A 19,037-nucleotide genomic window follows, 5' to 3' on the forward strand; every position below is an offset into this window, starting at 1 on the left:
AGACCGTGACATCACAACAACTCGGACGTGTGCAGGGCCGGAAGAAGTCGATACGACTTGCAGCCGCTCTCGTGGGCGCCTCGGCGCTCATCGCGTCATCCATGACCGCCATCGGTGCGGCCGATTCAGCGCACGCGACACCGATCGGAGCAGCCCAGACCGCCGCGGCCGAGGAACCACCGGCTGTGCCGGGCACCCTTCTTCCCGATGGGCGGTTCGTCGCGGACGCGACCGGGTGGACCAACACCCGAGGCGGCACGCTCTCACTGAGTACGGATGCTGCGAGCGGAGCGCATTCGCTGCTGACCACGGCGCGGGAGAACACCCAGTCCGGACCGTTCGCGAGCGTCACGGGCAAGATCGAACTCGGTGCGTCCTATCGGGTGACAGGAAAGCTCAAATACAGCGCCGGTGCGGACACGCAGCAGTTCAACTTCACGTTCTGCCCGGCGAACTTCAACGGCTGCGCGGACTACGGACACACCTTCACCAAAGGCGAATGGGGGACCTTCTCGCAGCAGTTCACCGCCGAGGCCCGGCACGCCGGTGCCGACTGGCTCTTCGTCGAGACGCCGTGGGGATCGAACGCGCTGCAGGACTTCCAGGTCGACGAGGTCTCGCTCGTGAAGATCGCCGATGCTCCGCCTGCGCCGGAGTTCACGAGCCTCGAGCAGGTGCAGACCAAGCCGATCGGCGATCACAATCCGCTGGTCGGGCACAAGTTCGGCGCTGACCCGCACCACCTCGTCTACAACGGTCGTCTCTACATCTACTCGACCGACGACACGCAGCAGTACGAGCTGAACAACAAGGATGCGAACGGCCTACCGACTCAGTCGAACGGATACGGCGGGATCACACGTCTCAACGTGATGTCGACCAGCGACATGGTCAACTGGGTCGATCACGGCGCAGTGCCCGTCGCGCGTGAGGGCGGTGCGGCACCGTGGGCGCGCAATTCCTGGGCGCCGGCCGCGATCGAGAAGGACGGCAAGGTCTACCTGTACTTCTGTGACAGCGGCACCGGAACGGCCGTGGTCGTCGGAGGTTCGCCGCTCGGCCCGTGGGAGGACCCGCTGGGCAAGAAGATCATCCCGGACACCGTGTCATCGGAGTACATCGCTAACGGTGGCTTCCCGGCCGGGATGTGGCTGTTCGACCCGGAGGTGTTCATCGACGACGATGGACAGGCCTACCTGTACTTCGGCGGCAACTCGGTCATCGGCACGAGCCCGAACCAGCAGGGACCGCAGAACCCGAAGTCGACTCGCGTGGCGAAGCTGATGGACGACATGGTCACGCTCGACGGTGATCCGGTCGAGATCGATGCGCCGGGCATCTTCGAAGCATCCACCATGTTCAAGCACGGCGACAAGTACTACTACTCGTACTCGTCGAACTTCCAGGTGAACGAGGTTCCGGGCGAGTACCCGGAGCGCGGTGCTATCGCGTACATGATGACCGACGACCCGATGGACCTCACCTCGGCGAAGTACGCCGGCGTGGCCTTCCAGAACCCCGCGGTGCACTTCGGTGCGGGCAACGGCGGCAACAACCACTCCGACATGTTCACTTTCAAGGGCGAGACGTACTTCACCTATCACGCGCAGACTCGCGGTGCGGCATGGGCCGCAGCACTCGGCACGCCGGGGGCGACGCAGGGCTATCGCTCGGTGCACATCGACAAACTGGAGTTCAACGAGGACGGCACCATCAATCCGATCCAGGGCACTCGTGCCGGCGTCGATCAGGTGGAGTCGTTCGATCCGTATCGCACGTTCGAGGCTGAAACGCTGGCCTGGCAGCTCGGCATCAAGACGGCGGCGACCGAGGCCGCCTCCGTCGAGTTCCCCGAGCACAACAGCGCCGGAAACATGGTGCTCGCAGGAGTCGATGGCGGCGACTTCACCGGCATCGCCGGAGTCGACTTCGGTGACGGCGCCCAAACAGTGTCGGCGCGCGTGAAGCCGCTGGTCGCCGGGGCGAGTGTCCAGGTGCGACTGGATGATGTCGACGGTCCGGTCGTCGCGGAGATCCCGCTCGGCGGCACGGCCGGAGAGTGGACCGACGTGCAGGCTGACGTCACCGGCGCGACGGGCGAGCACGACGTGTTCTTCGTCTTCGCGGCAGCAGAGGGCGCGGAGGAGGATGCCGACCTCGCCGAGATCGACAACTGGACGTTCACTGCTGCCGAGCGTCCGGTGGCGTTGGCGTTCTCGGTCGAGGTGACGGATCGCTGCGTGGCGGGGAAGTTCGTGAAGCAGACGGTTTCGGTCACGAATGAGGACGCCGTCGACGCGACGTTCTCGGTCTCGTCGGAGTTCGGTCAGCGCGATCTCGGAGCGATCGCACCAGGCGAGAGCGGGTCGGCGTCGATCAACACCAAGCAGGCCGACGTTCCGGCCGGCGAGCTCTTGGTGACCGCAACCGCGAGCGTCGATGGGGAGGAGATCGTGGTGCAGCAGAACGTCGCAACCGCGGCGACCGGCTGCGACTGAGCGCGACACGTCACTGGTGTCGTTGGTGATCGGCTGACGGGCTGCACCCAGGCGTCTGGCACTATGCCAGGCGCCTGGGGCAGGCGTCCTCCACGACGTGGAGGGGGCTTCGCCTTCGTTCCTCAGGCAGCGTCATCGAGCGTGCCGATCTGCTCGACCGGCCGGCGGCGCTTCGTGGGTCGTGGGTCGTGGGTCATCCGCCGACCCATGCGGGGAGTGGGGGTCGAGGTGTGCGCCATTTCTGTAGCGGATCCCACCAGGCGGGGCCGCGGATGTGGGGTGTGCCGTTGGTCATGCGGATCTCCCAGCCGGAGTGGTCGATGGTGCGGTGGTGCCACCAGCACAGGGGGACGCCGTTGTCGGTGTGGGTGGGGCCGCCGCGGGAATGTTCTTCGACGTGGTGGATCTCGCACCAGGTTGCGGGGACGTGGCAGCCGGGGATGAGGCATTCCTTGTCGCGCAGCACGATCGCCCGACGCTGGTGGACGTTGAAGATGCGGTCGGTGGTGCTGATTCCGACGATGCGGCCTTCGTGGAACAGAACGCGTTGGATCGTCGCGGAGCAGGCGGCGTGCGCGGCGACCGATACCGGAACGGGGGTGTCGACGCCGGCGATGTGGGCCCATCCGGTTCCCCGGACGAAGGCTTCGGCGTCGACCTGCACGACCAGGGTGGGGGCGGCGCCGCCGAGCGAAGGCATGTCGTCGTGGCGGGCGGCGATGATGAGTGCGAACGCGAGGGCGTCGTGCTGTTTCTGCGGCAGGGTGCGGGGGTCGATCACCGCGCGGGGGTCTGTGTTGAACGCGTCGAGCACCTCCTCCGCATCACCGCTCTCGCGGAAGGTGACGCCGAGATCGGGTGGGCCGCCGACTTTCGGATTGTTCTGGGCGTCGATGAGGAGTTTCAGCTGCCCGTAAGTTTCGGGGAGCAGGGCGCCTCGGATCGGATACACCCCGTTTCGGAGGCGCCCGATGGTCAGGGACCGGTTCTGGACGGCCTGTGCTTCGGTCGGCGCCGCCCCGTCCGGGTCGAGGTAGATCGCGATGAGCAGCGCGAACTGTCGCAGATCGTCCGGTGTCGCCGGCGGGCCGGACTCCGGCGGGCCGGCGGTCGCGTCCGGTTCGATATCGGGCGCGTCCGGTTCGATGCCGGTCGCGTCGCCCTTGGCCGCGTCCAGTCCGCGGGCGCAGGCGGCGAGTTCGGCATCGGCGCGCAGCCGGTCCGCCCCGGTGATGCGGTCGCGGGTGCGGTCGATGGGGTCGGTCGCGGCGAGCAGCCCGGCGATGCCGATCGCACCGTCCAGCATCGCCTCGCGCAGCGCGGGCCACCGCGCGGGGAGGGGCGCCCCGGTGGTGAGTGCGACGTCGCGGTGCACGGCGCCGGCGGCTTTCACGATCCGCCCGGCCCCGGTCGCGTCGACGCGCAGTGCGCGTTGGAGCAGTTCGTTCATGTTCCGGCATCCGAACACGGCCGGGAACGTCGGCACCCCCGACCCGGCGGGGCGGGTGTCGACCGATGCGACCGTCTCGACGACCAGAGCGTCCAGGCGTCGGTGGGCCTCGCCCGCGAGGCGGAGCACGTCCATCTTCTCCGCGTCCGACATGCCGCCCAGCCCTGCGGATCGCACCGCGCTCTCGATCGTGAGATCGAGGTCGGAAACGACCCGATCAAGAACCGCCGCGGTGCTGTTCATGCCCACCATTCAACCCCCGACCACCGACATTCCGCCGCCCTGCACCCCGAGTTGTCCACAGGCCTCAGGCCACCGGATGTCGAGTGATTGATGTGGCGTCGAGCCGGCCAGTTCTCTCACCAACGTGTCGTCTGGGTCCGCTGACGGACAGCCCGCCGCAGGATTCCCGGGTCCGCCGCACGCGTCGACCAGAACCGGGTTTCGGGCATCGTTCTCGGCCACACCCTCGTGAACCACGGTGCTCATGCGCGACCCACGGTGCTCATCCGCCAGAACTGATCGGTCCCGATTGCGAGTCCGAACGTGTTCTCGGTAACATCTCCGAAGGCGAGGCCGACGGAGGTGCGCATGGCGAACGTCGGCTCGGACAAGCCCAACATCCGCCAGGTCGCGGTGATCGCAGGCGTGTCGCACATGACCGTCTCCCGGGTGCTGAACGATCACCCGAACATCAAACCGGACACCCGCCGGCGCGTGCTCGAGGCGATCGAAGAGCTCGACTACCGCCCCAACCTCGTCGCCAGGGCGCTGGCCACTCAGCGCACGCGCCGCATCGGCGTCATCATCGAGAGTCCGGTGGCCTTCGGCCCCACCAGCATCCTGCGCGCGGTCGAACTCGCCGCGCGCACCGCGGACTACTCCGTCACCGCCGTCGCGCTGCACGAGGACGAAGCGCTCTCGCCGCAGGATGCCGTGGACAGCCTGGTCACACAGGGCGTCGATGCCTTGTGCGTCATCGCACCCCGTTCGTCGTCCGTAGCGGCGCTGCGCCGGATATCGCTCAGCGTGCCGATGCTCGTCGTGAAGGCGGACGCCGACCCGACCTTCCTGACCGTCTCGATCGATCAGCACGCCGGCACGACCCTCGTGGTGGACCATCTCGTCGCCCTCGGGCACAGGGACATCCTGCACATCGCGGGTCCCCTGGACTGGTTGGACGCGCGCGCCAGAGAGCGCGCCTTCCACACCAGGGCGAAGTCGTGGGGCATCCGCGAGCGGCCGATCGTGGTCGGCGACTGGACAGCGGACTTCGCCTACGACTTCGCGATGGGCCTCAACCGGCTGCCCGACTACACCGCAGTCTTCGTCGCCAACGACGACATGGCGATCGGGCTCATCCACGGCCTCCATGACAAGGGCTTCGAGGTGCCGAAGGATCTCAGCATCGTCGGGTTCGACGATGTGCCGCTCGCACGGCACTTCATCCCGCCGCTCACGACGGTCCGCCAGGACTTCCACGCGCTCGGAGGCGCGGTGGTCGAGATGCTGCGCGCGGCCATCGAGGAGCGCGAGATCCCGGCGCTCACCCGCATCCCGACCGAGCTCGTGCCGCGGGCGTCGTCGGCCGCGCCGCGGGAGGTGCGGTGATGGCACAGGATGCCGAGCCGCTGGTCGAACTCGCAGGCATCACGGTCGACTTCCCCGGTGTTCGGGCGCTCGACGACGTCGACTTCCGCCTGTTCCCCGGCGAGGTGCACGCCCTGATGGGCGAGAACGGCGCCGGGAAGTCCACGCTCATCGCCGTGCTCACCGGGACGTGCGAGCCGGTGGCGGGAACCGTGTCGGTCGACGGCGAGCCGCGCCGCTTCGCCGGCGTGGCGGACGCCAGAGCCGCCGGCATCGCGACCGTCTTCCAGGAGACGCAGCTGGCTCCGAACCTGAGCGTCGGCGAGAACGTCATGCTCGGACGCGAACGCCGCGGCGTCTTCGGCATCGACTGGCGACGCACCCGGAGGGACGCCGCCGACGCCCTGACTCGCCTTGGCCTCGAGGATCTCGATCCGAGGACCCCGCTCTCGATGCTCTCGCCGGCACAGAAGCAGCTGGTGGCGCTGGCGCGTGCCGTCGTCGACGACCCGCGGGTGCTGGTGCTCGACGAGCCGACATCGAGCCTCGACCAGGCCGAGGTCGCCACGCTCATGCGGGTGATCCGCGGACTTCGCGAGCGGGGAGTCGCGATCCTGTTCGTCTCGCACTTCCTCGAGCAGGCGTTCGCGATCAGCGACCGGATGACCGTGCTGCGCGGCGGCAGGTGGATCGGTGAGCATGCGACCCGCGATCTGGAGCGCGCCGACCTGATCTCGCAGATGCTCGGCAAGGACATCGAGAGCCTGCGGGCCCTGAAGTCCGAGCGGAAGGGTCACCACTACGCCTCGGACGGGACGCCGGCGCTGCAGGCGACCGAGCTCGGACGTCGTGGCGAGATGGATCGGACCGACATCGAGTTGCAGCGCGGGGAGATCATCGGCCTCGCCGGACTGCGCGGCTCGGGACGGACCGAGCTGGCATCGCTGCTGAGCGGATCCGCGCGAGCGGACAGCGGCGAGATCTGGGTGGACGGTGCCAAGCTCGACCTGCGCAGTCCGTCCACCGCACTGAAGCACCGCATCGCGATGACGACCGAGAACCGTCGCACGCAGGGGATCATCGCCGAACTGACGGCGCGCGAGAACATCGTGCTCTCGATCCAGGCGCTGCGCGGCTGGTCGCGTCCGCTTTCGCCCTCGGAAGCGGCAGCGCTGATCGACACGTACGTGGAGGCCCTGCACCTGGAGCCGGCCGACCTCGACCGTCCGGCACAGCTGCTCTCCGGCGGGACGCAGCAGAAGGTGCTGCTCGCCAGAGCACTCGCGGTGCGCCCGCACGTGCTGATCCTCGACGAGCCGACACGCGGAATCGACATCGCGGCGAAGATCGACATCCAACGCCGGATCGCGCAACTCGCGGGTGACGGTGTGGCCGTCGTGTTCATCTCGTCCGAACTGGAAGAGGTCGTGCGCCTGAGTGACCGGATCATCGTGCTGAAGGATCGCGAGAAGATCGGGGAGCTCGCCAACGGCCCCGGCGTCACCGTCGACACGGTCGTCGAGATGATCGCCGCCGACCGAGGTGCCGTCGATCCTCTGTGACCGGTAACGGCTGAGCGCGCGTTTAAAGGTCACAGTTTCGCCAATGTGTTGTGTTCCACAAAATGTTCCCGGTAACATCACGAGCAGGACGCCCTCAGGCGTCCTGCAATCACGCAGGGGACCACGTCGGTCCGGCCGGGGAGTCTCGGCGTCTCAAGGAGGAGAAACATGTCCGCGAAGAAGCGCATTCGCACCGTATTCGGCCTGGCCGCTGCAGGCGCCCTGGTATTCGGTCTGGCAGCCTGCTCTACCGGTGACGGCGGCGGCAGCGGTGAGGGCTCGGGCGGCGAGAGCGGCTCCGGCGAGCTGACCACCGTCGGTTTCGTCGCCGTCGGCCCCGAGGGCGCGTGGCGCGAGGCCAACGAGCAGAACGTCCAGGACACCTTCACGGAGGACGCCGGATATGAGCTCAAGTACGCACCGGCCACCAACCTCGATCAGAAGTCGCAGATCGACGCGTTCACGTCGTTCGTCGACGAGGGCGTCGACGTCATCCTGCTGTCCGCCACCGAGGCGTCCGGCTGGGAGGACTCGCTCAAGCGCGCACAGGAGGCGGAGATCCCCGTCATCCTGCTCGACCGCGGTATCGAGCCGGATGACGACAGCCTGTACGTCACCCGCATCGCCCCCGACAACGTCGAGGTCGCCAAGGAAGTGGGCGCCTGGGCTGCCACCGCCTTCGCCGACGGCGGCAACTACGTCGTTCTGGAGGGCCCGGCCGGCGTCGGCGTGGTCAACGAGCGCAACGAGGGCTTCGAAGAGGGCCTCGGCGACTCGTCGCTCGCCCTGGTCGACGCGCAGACCGCGAACTGGTCGGCGGAAGAGGGCAAGAGTGTCTTCGAGACGATGCTGAAGGCGAACAACAACGACATCCAGTTCGTGTTCGCACAGAACGACGAGATGGGCCTCGGCGCCGCGCAGGCGGCAGAGGAAGCCGGTCTCGTGATCGGCGAGGACGTCAAGATCGCCACGATCGACGGCACCAAGAACGCCATGCAGGCGCTCGCCGACGGTCAGCTCAGCTACGTCCACGAGTACAACCCGCTGTTCGGCGAGACCGCACTCGAGGTCGTCGAGAAGACGCTCGCCGGTGAAGAGGTCGAGTCGTACATCGTCGTTCCGAGCGAGGCGTTCGACTCCGCGGAGGCGGCTCAGGCCGTCCTCGCGGACCGCAAGTACTGATCGCCCACGATCGCAACGAGTGCCGGGGCGGCGCAGCGAACTGCGCCGCCCCGGCATCCCATCCTCCAAACCGAGAGTCAGCGATGAACGAAGAACTGCCCATCGTCGAGATGCGCGGGATCTCGATCGAGTTCCCCGGAGTGAAAGCCCTCGACGGCGTCGACTTCCGCCTGTTCCAGGGCGAGGTGCACGCCCTCATGGGTGAGAACGGCGCCGGCAAGTCGACCCTGATCAAGGCGCTCACCGGTGTCTACCAGATCGACTCGGGCTCGATCGTCGTCGCCGGTGCGCCGCGCAGCTTCGCCGGCACGTCCGACGCTCAGGATGCCGGGATCTCCACGGTCTACCAGGAGGTGAACCTGGCCCCCAACCTGTCGATCGGCGAGAACGTGATGCTCGGCCACGAGGTCCGTGGTCCCTTCGGCATCAACTGGCGCGCGACCCACCGCGCCGCGACCGACGCGCTCGCCCGACTCGGGCTGGAGCACCTCGACACGCACAAGCCGCTGTCGACGCTGTCGATCGCGGTTCAACAGCTCGTCGCGATCAGCCGTGCCATGGCGATCAAGGCCAAGGTGCTCATCCTCGACGAGCCAACGTCGAGTCTCGACGCAGCCGAGGTCGAAGGCCTGTTCACGGTGATGCGCACCCTGCGCGACCAGGGCGTCGCCATCCTCTTCGTCTCGCACTTCCTCGACCAGATCTATGCGATCAGCGATCGCCTGACGGTGCTGCGCAACGGTCAGTACCAGGGCGAGTTCCTCACGCGCGATCTCGACCGTCATGCGCTCATCTCCACCATGATCGGCAAGGACCTCGATTCGTTGAAGTCGCTCGGCGGCAACCGTCGCACCGCGCCGCGACAGGCGGACGAGCAGCCGGTGCTGTCGGCATCCGGCGTCGCCCGCCGCGGATCCGTCGAGGCGACCGATCTCGACATCCGTCCCGGCGAAGTGGTCGGTTTCGCAGGTCTCCTCGGCTCGGGACGCACCGAGCTCGCTCGTCTGCTCTACGGAGCCGACCGCCCGGATGCCGGCTCCATCTCGGTGAACGGGGTCAAGGCGGAGTTGAAGTCGCCCTCCGACGGGCTGGCCAAGCGCATCGCGTTCTCCACGGAGAACCGACGCGACGAGGGCATCATCGGCGATCTCACCGTCCGGGAGAACATCATCCTCGCCGTGCAGGCCGAGCGCGGCTGGGCGAAGCCGATGCCGCGCAAGGAGCAGGACGCGATCGTTGCGAAGTACATCACCGAACTCAACGTGCGCCCGGCCGACCCCGATCGCATGATCAAGAACCTCTCCGGCGGCAACCAGCAGAAGGTGCTCCTGGGGCGCTGGCTGGCGACGAAACCCGACCTGCTGATCCTCGACGAACCCACACGGGGGATCGACGTCGGCGCGAAGGCCGAGATCCAGGAGGCGGTCGCCGAACTCGCCGAAGACGGCGTCGCCGTCGTGTTCATCTCGTCCGAACTGGAAGAGGTGGTCCGGCTCTCGGAGCGGATCGTCGTGCTCAAGGACCATCGCAAGATCGGCGAGATCCAGAACGGTCCTGATGTGACCGCGCAGGAGATCGTCGACGTGATCGCCGCGCACGGCACCGAGGCCGCCGCGGAGACGCTCGAGGAGACGGAGGGCGCGGCACCCGATACGATCGCGCACACCGCTGACAAGGAGGAAGCGCGATGACCGCGGCATCCGGCACGTCGTTCTGGCGTGAGCTCATCCACAAGCCGTTCTTCTGGGGGATCGTCGCGATCGTCGCCCTGCTCGCGCTGAATCTGATCAAGGACCCGACCTATCTCGCGATGTCGGTGAACCCGAACAACGGTCACCTCGTCGGCAACGTGATCGACATCCTGCGCCAGGCGGCGCCGATCATGATGATCGCGATAGGCATGTCCCTCGTCATCGCCACCGGCGGCATCGACCTCTCGGTCGGCTCTCTGATGGCCGTGGCCGGTGCGGTCTCGATGGAGTTCCTCAGCGCCGCCGATGGGTCGGCGGGCGCCGCGTTCGCCGCCGTCGGGCTCGCGCTGCTCATCACCGGCGTCCTCGGCGCGCTCAACGGTGTGCTGGTCGCCTATGTCGGGCTGCAACCGTTCATCGCCACGCTCGTGCTGATGCTCGCCGGCCGCGGAATCGCGAAGGTGATCACCGGCGGGCAGAACACGACCGCGTCGAACGACGCGTTCCGCTGGGTCTCGAACGGATACGTCCTCGGCATCCCCGTGGTGTTCATCCTCGCGGTGCTGATCGTCATCCTGGTCGGCTGGGTCGTCCGCCGCAGCGCACTCGGACTCATGATCGAGGCGATCGGCATCAACCCGAAGGCCAGTCGGATGGCGGGCATCAAGCCGAAGGGACTGCTGCTGACGACCTACATCCTCAGCGGCATCCTCGCGGGCATCGCCGGCATCATGGCGGTCGGCAGCGTCATGACCGTCGATATCTCGCGCACCGGATATCAGCTCGAACTCGACGCGATCCTCGCCGTCGTCATCGGCGGCGCCTCGCTCGCGGGCGGCAAGTTCTCGCTCAGCGGCGCCTTCGTCGGCGCCCTGCTGATCGCCACGCTCGACAAGACCGTGCTGTTCCTCGGCGTCTCCTCGTCGGCGACACCGGCGTTCAAGGCGATCGTGATCGTCGTGCTGTGCCTGCTGCAGTCCGAGCGGGTGCGCAGCTGGTTCCGCGCACGGAAGGCGTCGGTGACCCCACCGCCTGCCGCCCAGTTGAAAGAGGAGGTGGCGGCATGACCGCCCTGACGGTGACCGAGACCGGGTCGGAGTCGTCCACGTTCGTCGACCGCGTCAGCCGCGCAGTGAAGGCCAACCCGTCGGTGCTGCCGACCGTCGCATCGGTCGTCATCTTCGTCGGAATGGTCGTGTACGGCGAGATCGCCTATGGGCGCATCGTGCAGGCCAGCACGCTGTCGAACCTGCTGATCAACAACGCGCACCTCATCGTGCTCGCCGTCGCGCTCACGTTCGTCATCATCACCGGCGGCATCGACCTCTCGGTCGGTGCGATCATCGCGGTCTCTTCGGTCGCCGGTGTGATGCTGGCCGGCGCAGGGTGGAACGCGTTCGCCGTGATCATCACGATGATCCTCATCGGGTCGGCGTTCGGCGTCGTCTCCGGCATCCTGATCCGATACTTCAACGTGCAGCCGTTCATCGCGACGCTGGCCATGATGTTCCTCGGCCGCGGACTCGCATCCCTGCTCAGCACGAAGGCCGAGCGACTCGGCGAGGAGTCGCCGATCCGCTGGCTCGGCCAGCAGCTCAAGATCATCGACGGACCGAAGGTCAACGACCTCGTGATCACGCCGGCGGTCATCATCGCCGTGGTGGTGGTCGCGGTGGCGTTCTTCGTGCTGCACCGCACGCGCACCGGGCGAACGGTGTACGCGATCGGCGGGTCGGAGAACTCCGCGCTGCTGATGGGACTGCCGGTGAATCGCACCAAGGTGCTCGTGTACGTGATCAGCGGGACGCTCGCAGGTCTCGCGGCTGTGCTCTACACGGCCAGGATCGGCACCGCGCAGAACATCACGGGCGTCGGCTGGGAGCTCGACGCGATCGCCGCGGCCGTCATCGGCGGCACCGTGCTCACTGGCGGCTACGGCTACGTGCTCGGATCCGTCATCGGTGCCCTCGTGCTGGGGCTCATGAACGTCCTGATCACGCGCGACGGCGGCATCCCGCCCGAGATGACGACGATCATCACCGGCGGCATCCTGCTCGTGTTCGTGCTGCTGCAGCGGGCGGTGACACGCAAGAAGGAGTAGCCCTCGTCGGGACCCTCGCGCAGCCTCAGCCGGCCGGCCGGCCTCAGAGGCGCTCGAGCGGGTTCGCTGCGAGCTTGTCGATGAGGCCGCCGTCGTGCAGGCGACGAGCGTGGCTGTGCGGCTTGCGACCGGCCTGTTCCCGCACGCGCGCGCCGAACTCCTCCGCCAGGCCGAGACGCGGGAAGGAGGCGAGCACCTCTCGGCGGAATTCGAGCGGGATCTCTGCGTCGCGTCGCCCGGAGATGTCGAGGCCGGTGGCCGTCTCGAGCAGATACCCTTCGAGATCGAACGCGGGGTCGACCTCCGGCCAGTTGTGCCGCACGATGACCTCGATGATGCGCTGTCGGCGCTCCGCCTGCCAGCCGGCGCCCGCTGCCATCGCCTCGCCGACGTGGCCTCCCGCCTCTTCGTAGCCGAGCCTGTGGTTGTCGAATGCCGGCGCGAGCCCGATGTCGTGCAGCAGGGCCGCGGCGTAGAGCAACTCGTGGTCGACGCCCACGCGCCCCTCGATGGCCGCGAACGCCTCGGCCCACAGCCAGGAGCGCTGCACGTGGTGGCGCAGCGCGGGGGAGTGGTGCTCGTCCATCAGCTCGCGGGCGCCTCGGGTCGCGGGAGTGTCGGGCACGGCGAAGTCGGAGATGCGCATGCAGCGAGCGTAGTGAACGCACTCCGTTGCGGATCGCGCGAAGAGCGACAAGGTCCGTCGGAATGCCGCCATTCGCGCGATCCGAACGGAAGCAGCCGATCAGCTCGTCGGGATCCACACCCGCATGGTCGATGGTCCGCGCTGCGCCCAGTCGTGATAAGGCACGAGCGGGGCCTCCACCACGGAACCCGTCGATCGATTCCGCACCGGCACGACGACCCGGCCGTCGCGCTCCACAGGGTCGCCGTCGATCACGGCGTCCACGACGTCCGAGCCGAGATCGGTCGACTCCAGCGCGAGCACCTCGGGCCCTCGTTCGACGACGACGCAGCCGCGGACGGCATCCACTCGGGGGTCAGGCTCGGAAACGCGCGGTGCCACCGGCAGATCCAGTTCCACGACGTCTCCTCGTCTGAACGCGCGCCGCACCGTCGCAACGCCCGAAGACACGGCCGTCCTGGCACCGTCCACCCGCAGCGTCGCCCCGTCAGCCCAGGCCGGCACCCGCAGCGTCAACGTCCATTCGCCGTCCTCGGCGATCGTGATCCGCACGTGCCCGTCCGACGGGTACTCCGTGGCCACCTCGAACGCGGCGACCCGACCATCCGGGAGCGACGTGCGCACCTGCGACGGTGCGTACTGATGCAGCTGCACACCGTCATCGTCCGCGGTCGCGACGTAGGCCTCCAGACTGGCGAAGGTGCGGGCGACGTTCGGTGGACAGCACGACACCTCGAACCACGGCGCGCGCAGAGACGACGACGCGCGAGACGATGTGGCGTCCGGGTCGGCCGGGACGCCCGGCACCCGCTGATGCAGCGTGTTCGCGTAGTAGAACGCCTTTCCGTCCGGCGCCGGTGAGGTCGCCACGACGTTGAACAGCGTCCGTTCGATCATGTCCCCGTATGCCTGATCGCCGGTCGCCAGCAGCAGTCGCCACGAGAACATCACCGATCCGATGCCGGCGCACGTCTCCGAGTAGGCGCGGTCGTTCGGCAGCTCCCAGTCGTCCCCGAACGCCTCGTCCTGATGGTGCGACCCCTGCCCGCCGGTGATGTACGTGCGACGCTCGACAGTACGCGCCCACTGCTCGCGCAAGGCGGAGAGCAATTCGTCGTCGCCGCGCTCGACCGCCACATCCGCGGCGCCCGCCGACAGATAGTTCGCGCGCACGGCATGCCCCCGCAGCGCCGAGGCTTCGCGCACCGGCACGTCGTCCTGGTAGTACTTCCGGCTCCACTCGATATCGCGCAGCGTGCCGCGTCCGTGCCGTTCGATGAACAGCGCGGCCTGATCGACGAAGCGCTGCTCGCCCAGTGCGCGGCCGAGCTCGGCGAGTCCGACCTCGACCTCGGCGTGCCCGCAGATCGCATCCCGTCCGTCCGGACCGAACTCGCGGCACACCAGTTCCGCGGCACGCCTGGCGATCGCGACGAGGCCGTCATCGGCATCCGGTCGGGTGCGCACACGGGCGACTGCGGCCTGGAACAGGTGGCCGAGGCAGTACAGCTCGTGCCCCCATTCCAGATCCGACCATCGCGCGCCCTGCCCGGGGCGTCCGAACGCGGTGTTCAGGTAGCCGTCGGGCTCCTGCGCGGCGGCGACGCGCGCGACGATCGCACGGAAACGCGCTTCGAGCGGAGAGGATGCGACGGCATCCGTCCGCCCGATCTCCCAGGCGACCGACTCGAGGTACTTGTAGATCTCGGAGTCGGCGAACTCGCGGCCCCGCCGCCCGGCGGGGAGGGCCCCGGATGCCGCGAGGTCGAAGTTGCCCAGCCAGCCCTCGGATTCCAGGCGGGATGCGATGTGATCGAGCGTCGCCGTACCGTTCACGCGCTGGCGCTCGGCCCAGAAGCCGCCGGTGATCGTCACCTCGTCGAGGCCGAGAGGGCGCAGGCGTCCGCGCGATGGGACGACGGGGGCGGTGGGGGTGTGAGTCATGGTCATCCCTTGAAGGCGCCGGACATGAATCCGCGCACGTAGTGCCGTTGGAGGATCAGGAAGAGAAGGATGCAGGGCAGAGCGAGCACGACGACGCCGGCCTCGGTGGCTCCGTAGTCGACCACCCCCTGCACCTGCCCGCGGAGATTGGCGACGGCCAGCGGCAGCGTCATCCGGTTCGAGTCGCTGATGAGGATCAGCGGTGCCATGAAGTCGTTCCATGCGGTCAGGAACGCGAACAGCCCGACCGTGACCAGGCCCGGCTTGACCGCCGGAAGCAGCACGCGCCACAGGGCGCTCCAGCTGGAGCATCCGTCGACCATCGCGGCCTCGTCCATCTCGCGCGGGATCGATTCGAACGAGATGCGCATCATGAACATCGAGAACGGCAGCTGGAACATCGTGATCACCAGCGCCACTCCGACCAGCGAGTTCTGCAGTCCGACCGAGTTCAGGATCACGTACAGCGGGATCAGCAGTGTCGCATAGGGCACCATCAGAATCGCCAGTGTCAGCAGGAACAACGCGTTCTTGCCGGGGAACGAGAAGCGCGCGAATGCATAGCCGCCCAGAAGCGAGATGAACAGCGTGAGGGCGACGGTCAGCACCGAGACGAACAGCGAGTTGCCCAGGTACACCCAGATGCCGGCCTGGTACTCGCCGAGCGCGGCGTAGTTCCCGAAGCCCCAGCCGTCGGTCTGGCTCGTCCCGGCCAGTGGGCTGACGCTCGAGACCCCGGTCCAGATCAGCGGGTAGAGGAAGATCACGGCCAGCGCCGTCGTGAACACCCAGTACGGGATGCCGTAGACGAGGCGCTTCGTCCTGGAGCGGTACCGAGGAGGAGTCGGCTGATGATCCGGCGCGACGAGAGTGCGGGTCAGTGTCTGAGACATGGGTTCAGCTCTCGTCCGGGCGCCGGAAGGCGCGCAGTTGGAAGACGTTGATGATGATCAGCGCCAGGAGCACGATGACCGAGAGGGCGCCGGCGATGCCCAGGCTGTTCTGTCCCTGGAACGCGACGTTGTAGATGAGCTGCACCACGGTCATCGTGCTGTTGTCCGGACCGCCCTTGGTGAGGATGTAGAACTGCTCGAACGCGAGCAGCGACCCGGTCACGCACATCACGATCGTCAGGGCGAAGGTCGGGCGCAGCAGCGGCACGGTGATGTCGCGGAAGGTCTGCCAGCGGTTCGCGCCGTCGATGCGCGCGGCCTCGTAGACGTCGTCGGGTATCCCCTGGAGCCCCACGAGCATGAGCAGCATGTAGAACCCGGCGTAGCGCCAGACGATCAGGAAGATCGTCGACCACAGGGCGCCCTCCGGCGTGCCGAGGAAGGTGATCCCCCAGGACTTCATGAGGTCGGCGAACGGGCCGGCGATGGGGGAGTACAGCACGTAGAACAGCAGGGATGCGGATGCCAGGCCCAGTGCGCTCGGAATGAGGAACGCCGTGCGGAGGAACCCCTTCCAGCGGGTGGACTCCTGCACGAGCAGCGCGAGGCCGAGGCCGAGCCCGATCAGCAGCACGGTCGCGATCAGGGTGTACTTCAGGGTGAACCAGATCGAGTCCCAGAACAGCCGATGGTTCACGGCATCCACGTAGTTGTCGGGGAAGTTGACGCCCTGGTTGCCGCTGAGCAGCGGCCAGTCGGATGCCGACATCTGGAAGACGAGCACCAGGGGCACGATGAAAAGCAGCGCCACGAAGATCGCGGTCGGGGCGGCGTACAGCCAGCCCTGCACGGGGCCGCCGTATCGGGTGCGCGAGCGCCGACGGCGCAGCACGGTGGAGGTCATCATCCGCCTTCGGGGTCGAGAGGGTCGGCGGGGCGGCTCGCGCCGCCCCGCCGAGCGGATCACTGGGAGAGGATCGCGGTGATCTCGTCGTTGTCGGCGTCGACGGTGTCGGTGCCCTTGAGGACCGCGTTGCGCACAAGGTTCAGCCACGGGCTGCCCGGCGCGTTGAACGCCTGCTGGAAGTTGATCGCCACTGGGGTGTCGCCCTCGGCGGCCACCTCGTTGATCGTGACCAGACGCGGGTCGGCCGCGGCGTACTCGTTGTCGGCGAGGTCGCCGCGCGAGACCGCGTTGCCGTCCTGTGCGAGGACCTCCACCTGTGCCTCTTCGGACATCATCCAGTTCAGGAAGTTCCACGCCTGGGGAGACTGCTCGGAGTCCTTGGAGATGCCGATGCCGTCGCCGCCGACGAACGTGGATGCGCCGCCGTCGACACCGGGAAGGCCCGCCACACCGGCGTCGAATTCGAGCGTGGGCAGCAGCGTCGCGGGGAACGGCATGACGCCGACCTTGCCCTCGCTGAATGCAGCGGTCCAGGTCGGACCCGCCTCATCCGTGGAGCTCGGCAGGATCGCGCCGGCCTCCTGAAGTCCCGCCCAGGTGTCGTAGACCTCCTGGGCGGCGTCGCCGTTCAACAGCGACTCGGTGCCGTCGTCGGTCAGGACCTCTTCGTCGGATGCCCAGATGGACGGGAACCAGGTGAACACGAGGCATCCGCCGCAGTTCAGGCCGGTGGCGGTGCCGTAGGTGTCCGGCTTGTTCAGCGCCTGCACCGCTTGCGCGGCTGCGGCGAACTCCTCGAGTGTCGCCGGTGCCTTCTCGGCGTCGAGGCCGGCCTCGGCGAAGAGCTCCTTGTTCCAGAACAGCATCGACAGATCGAGCACGAAGGGGAGCACGTGCTCCTTGTCCTCGTAGGTTCCGGCCGACAGGTGCCCTTCGTTGATCGAGTCCTTGAAGTCGAGGCCGTCGACCTGCTCGCTGATATCGGTGAACAGTCCCTGCTGCACCCAGTTCGGCACGTACACGATGTCGGCAGCGAACAGATCCGGCAGTCCGCCTGACCCCGCCGCCGCGCCGACCTTGGCGACGTAGTCGTCGTTCGGGACGACCGTGAGCTCGACCTGGTTCTCGTGCGTCTCGTTGTACGCGTCGACCAGGAGGTTGGCCTGATGCTCCAGCGGAGCCCTGGTCCAGAGGGTCAACGTCGACCCGTCGTCCACGCCCTCTGCGGGGATCGACTCGGCCGGTTCTTCCGGGTCGCCTGCGCTCGCGCAGGCGGCGAGTGAGCCGACCAGGACTGCGGCGGTGGCGAAGGCGATGGCCGCACGTCTGATCGTGCGGCGTCGGGGCGTGTGCATGGGTGTGTCTCCTCGGCTCTTCCTCGAGCGGTTTCGAGCGGATGCTGTCGATGGATTCCGGGGCCGGATCGAAAATCACCGAAATCCCTTTCGGAAAGGTATACCGTGTGATTCATCGCCCGGTCAAGGACCGGTCCGATAACCTTTCAGCAACACTTCGACACCCGTCGAAACCGAGGAGGACGCGATGGCAGCAGGAGAGACCGCGACGAAGGCGGCGACGCTCAGCGACGTCGCGCGTCACGCCGGCGTCTCGATCGCCACGGCATCCAAGGCGCTCAACGACCGCGGCGATGTCGCGGCGGCGACCCGTGCCAGGGTGATGGCAGCGGCGGCGGAACTGGCCTTCACCCCCAACGCGATGGCGAAGGGCCTGCTGGCGGGTCGTACGGGGACCGTGGGTCTGCTCACGAGCGATCTCGAGGGTCGATTCATGCTGCCGATCCTCATGGGGGCCGAGGACGCCTTCGGCGCCGGGCGGATCAACGTCTTCCTCTGCGACGCGCGCGGCGACGCGATCCGCGAGCAGCACCATCTGCGCGAGCTGCTCAGCCGACGCGTCGACGGGATCATCGTCGTCGGTCGACAGACGGACCCGCGGGCCTCATTGGGACAGGACATCCCCGTGCCGGTGGTGTACGCATATGCGCCGTCGGACGACCCGCGCGACCTGTCGCTGACGCCGGACAACGTCGAGGGCGGCCGCCTCGCGGTCGAGCACTTGCTCGCGTGCGGGCGACGACGCATCGCCCACATCTCCGGTGATCCGTCGTACGCGGCGGCGCAGGACCGGCTGACCGGAGCGCGGGCGGCGCTCGCCGACGCAGGGCTCGACCTCGTCGGAGCGCCGATGTTCTCGGAGTGGAGCGAGCACTGGGGACGCGATGCCGCGGCCCTGCTGCTGCAACGGCATCCCGAGATCGATGCGATCTTCTGCGGATCGGATCAGATCGCGCGCGGTGTGCTCGATTCGGCCCGCGACCTCGGTCGTGCGGTGCCGGACGACCTGGCCGTCATGGGGTACGACAACTGGGAGGTCATCGCGACGAACTCCCGTCCCGAACTGACCAGCATCGACGCCAACCTGCAGCAGCTGGGCCGTCAGGCCGCGCAGCGCGTGTTCGAGGCGATCGACGGTGTGGACATCGGGTCCGGAACGCGGACGCTGCCGGTGCGGCTGGTCATCCGCGGGTCCACCATCGCGCGACGGTAGACGCG

14 protein-coding genes are annotated in these 19,037 nt (G+C 67.8%); 8 read left to right on the forward strand and 6 right to left on the reverse strand.

Annotated elements, in window-relative coordinates; all coding sequences use genetic code 11:
* Positions 1-5: 5 nt before the first annotated feature.
* Positions 6-2,498, forward strand: a complete 2,493-nt coding sequence (locus ACFCYE_RS04185) for a glycoside hydrolase family 43 protein (protein WP_376176552.1) — start codon at positions 6-8, stop codon at positions 2,496-2,498.
* Between the two features lie 193 nt (positions 2,499-2,691).
* Here ACFCYE_RS04185 and ACFCYE_RS04190 read toward each other — a convergent pair whose 3' ends face one another.
* Positions 2,692-4,191 carry a DUF222 domain-containing protein gene (locus ACFCYE_RS04190; protein WP_376176554.1) on the reverse strand — a complete coding sequence of 500 codons (1,500 nt, stop codon included), beginning with the start codon at positions 4,189-4,191 and terminating at the stop codon, positions 2,692-2,694.
* A gap of 348 nt (positions 4,192-4,539) precedes the next feature.
* On the opposite strand from ACFCYE_RS04190, the gene ACFCYE_RS04195 reads away from it, so the two are divergent.
* From ACFCYE_RS04195 to ACFCYE_RS04220, 6 genes are all read left to right on the forward strand, one after another.
* Complete coding sequence (locus tag ACFCYE_RS04195) at positions 4,540-5,559, forward strand: LacI family DNA-binding transcriptional regulator (RefSeq protein ID WP_376176556.1); 1,020 nt, start codon at positions 4,540-4,542, stop codon at positions 5,557-5,559.
* Complete coding sequence (locus tag ACFCYE_RS04200; protein WP_376176558.1) at positions 5,559-7,100, forward strand: sugar ABC transporter ATP-binding protein; 1,542 nt, start codon at positions 5,559-5,561, stop codon at positions 7,098-7,100. Before ACFCYE_RS04195 ends, ACFCYE_RS04200 begins: the two co-directional genes overlap by 1 nt.
* 168 nt (positions 7,101-7,268) lie before the next feature.
* On the forward strand, positions 7,269-8,282 hold the full coding sequence (locus tag ACFCYE_RS04205; protein ID WP_376176559.1) for a substrate-binding domain-containing protein: 1,014 nt from the start codon (positions 7,269-7,271) through the stop codon (positions 8,280-8,282).
* Positions 8,283-8,365: 83 nt separating this feature from the next.
* A complete protein-coding gene (locus ACFCYE_RS04210; RefSeq protein ID WP_376176561.1) occupies positions 8,366-9,973 on the forward strand; it encodes a sugar ABC transporter ATP-binding protein in 1,608 nt (535 codons plus the stop codon).
* Positions 9,970-11,040, forward strand: coding sequence for an ABC transporter permease (locus tag ACFCYE_RS04215; RefSeq protein ID WP_376176563.1), 1,071 nt, complete (start codon positions 9,970-9,972; stop codon positions 11,038-11,040). Before ACFCYE_RS04210 ends, ACFCYE_RS04215 begins: the two co-directional genes overlap by 4 nt.
* A complete protein-coding gene (locus tag ACFCYE_RS04220) occupies positions 11,037-12,074 on the forward strand; it encodes an ABC transporter permease (RefSeq protein WP_376176565.1) in 1,038 nt (345 codons plus the stop codon). Before ACFCYE_RS04215 ends, ACFCYE_RS04220 begins: the two co-directional genes overlap by 4 nt.
* 43 nt (positions 12,075-12,117) lie before the next feature.
* Here the strand turns inward: ACFCYE_RS04220 and ACFCYE_RS04225 are convergent, their stop codons facing one another.
* The 5 genes from ACFCYE_RS04225 to ACFCYE_RS04245 all read right to left on the reverse strand — a co-directional run bounded on the left by ACFCYE_RS04225 (position 12,118) and on the right by ACFCYE_RS04245 (position 17,819).
* Positions 12,118-12,720, reverse strand: coding sequence for an HD domain-containing protein (locus ACFCYE_RS04225; protein ID WP_376176566.1), 603 nt, complete (start codon positions 12,718-12,720; stop codon positions 12,118-12,120).
* 99 nt (positions 12,721-12,819) lie between these two features.
* On the reverse strand, positions 12,820-14,670 hold the full coding sequence (locus ACFCYE_RS04230; protein WP_376176568.1) for a glycoside hydrolase family 127 protein: 1,851 nt from the start codon (positions 14,668-14,670) through the stop codon (positions 12,820-12,822).
* Positions 14,667-15,557 (reverse strand): carbohydrate ABC transporter permease, encoded by an 891-nt coding sequence (locus tag ACFCYE_RS04235; protein WP_376176569.1) that lies wholly within the window; start codon positions 15,555-15,557, stop codon positions 14,667-14,669. Before ACFCYE_RS04235 ends, ACFCYE_RS04230 begins: the two co-directional genes overlap by 4 nt.
* 4 nt (positions 15,558-15,561) lie before the next feature.
* Positions 15,562-16,461: a carbohydrate ABC transporter permease gene (locus ACFCYE_RS04240; RefSeq protein ID WP_376176571.1), complete on the reverse strand. Its 900-nt coding sequence runs from the start codon at positions 16,459-16,461 to the stop codon at positions 15,562-15,564.
* Between the two features lie 59 nt (positions 16,462-16,520).
* Positions 16,521-17,819, reverse strand: a complete 1,299-nt coding sequence (locus ACFCYE_RS04245) for an ABC transporter substrate-binding protein (protein WP_376176573.1) — start codon at positions 17,817-17,819, stop codon at positions 16,521-16,523.
* 187 nt (positions 17,820-18,006) lie between these two features.
* Between ACFCYE_RS04245 and ACFCYE_RS04250 the strand changes: the two genes are divergently transcribed.
* The gene (locus ACFCYE_RS04250; protein WP_376176575.1) at positions 18,007-19,032 is read left to right on the forward strand and encodes a LacI family DNA-binding transcriptional regulator; all 1,026 of its coding nucleotides are present in this window, start codon (positions 18,007-18,009) and stop codon (positions 19,030-19,032) included.
* Positions 19,033-19,037: the final 5 nt, after the last annotated feature.

Origin of the sequence: Microbacterium sp. NPDC056234 (assembly GCF_042267585.1) — a bacterium.
Lineage (GTDB): Bacteria > Actinomycetota > Actinomycetes > Actinomycetales > Microbacteriaceae > Microbacterium.

Excerpts from the sequence above, each read along its gene's own strand:
- ACFCYE_RS04190 (WP_376176554.1), bottom strand. The coding sequence starts at position 4,191 with ATGAACAGCACCGCGGCGGTTCTTGATCGGGTCGTTTCCGACCTCGAT.
- ACFCYE_RS04195 (WP_376176556.1), top strand. The coding sequence starts at position 4,540 with ATGGCGAACGTCGGCTCGGACAAGCCCAACATCCGCCAGGTCGCGGTG.
- ACFCYE_RS04200 (WP_376176558.1), top strand. The coding sequence starts at position 5,559 with ATGGCACAGGATGCCGAGCCGCTGGTCGAACTCGCAGGCATCACGGTC.
- ACFCYE_RS04205 (WP_376176559.1), top strand. The coding sequence starts at position 7,269 with ATGTCCGCGAAGAAGCGCATTCGCACCGTATTCGGCCTGGCCGCTGCA.
- ACFCYE_RS04210 (WP_376176561.1), top strand. The coding sequence starts at position 8,366 with ATGAACGAAGAACTGCCCATCGTCGAGATGCGCGGGATCTCGATCGAG.
- ACFCYE_RS04215 (WP_376176563.1), top strand. The coding sequence starts at position 9,970 with ATGACCGCGGCATCCGGCACGTCGTTCTGGCGTGAGCTCATCCACAAG.
- ACFCYE_RS04220 (WP_376176565.1), top strand. The coding sequence starts at position 11,037 with ATGACCGCCCTGACGGTGACCGAGACCGGGTCGGAGTCGTCCACGTTC.
- ACFCYE_RS04225 (WP_376176566.1), bottom strand. The coding sequence starts at position 12,720 with ATGCGCATCTCCGACTTCGCCGTGCCCGACACTCCCGCGACCCGAGGC.
- ACFCYE_RS04230 (WP_376176568.1), bottom strand. The coding sequence starts at position 14,670 with ATGACCATGACTCACACCCCCACCGCCCCCGTCGTCCCATCGCGCGGA.
- ACFCYE_RS04235 (WP_376176569.1), bottom strand. The coding sequence starts at position 15,557 with ATGTCTCAGACACTGACCCGCACTCTCGTCGCGCCGGATCATCAGCCG.
- ACFCYE_RS04240 (WP_376176571.1), bottom strand. The coding sequence starts at position 16,461 with ATGACCTCCACCGTGCTGCGCCGTCGGCGCTCGCGCACCCGATACGGC.
- ACFCYE_RS04245 (WP_376176573.1), bottom strand. The coding sequence starts at position 17,819 with ATGCACACGCCCCGACGCCGCACGATCAGACGTGCGGCCATCGCCTTC.
- ACFCYE_RS04250 (WP_376176575.1), top strand. The coding sequence starts at position 18,007 with ATGGCAGCAGGAGAGACCGCGACGAAGGCGGCGACGCTCAGCGACGTC.